Annotated in this window: 1 pseudogene; it reads left to right on the forward strand. The window is 55.9% G+C overall.

Features of this window, described 5'->3' with window-relative positions:
* Positions 1-60: 60 nt before the first annotated feature.
* Positions 61-256, forward strand: a pseudogene (locus SB772_RS43195) (hypothetical protein); the annotation flags it as partial.

The following is a 256-nucleotide window of genomic DNA, read 5'->3' on the forward strand; positions in this document are numbered from 1 at the left end:
GCAGAAATCGAGGGCTCAACGTCATTTCTGCGGCAGTTCGACAAAGACAAGAGGAGACGCATGAAACAGAAGAGTCTAAAGCCAAGTGCGATCAGCCTTGGCGTGCACGCCACCTGTATCGCTGCGGTGTGTGGGTTGTGGAGCGCAAATGCCAACGCCTTTCACTTCGATGTGCCGAACCCGGACATCGACATGGAATGGGACAACACCGTGCGTGCGGACTACGACATCCGGCTTCAGAACCCGGACCACTTCT

The sequence above is a fragment of the Paraburkholderia sp. SIMBA_030 genome (assembly GCF_046535245.1).
GTDB lineage: Bacteria > Pseudomonadota > Gammaproteobacteria > Burkholderiales > Burkholderiaceae > Paraburkholderia.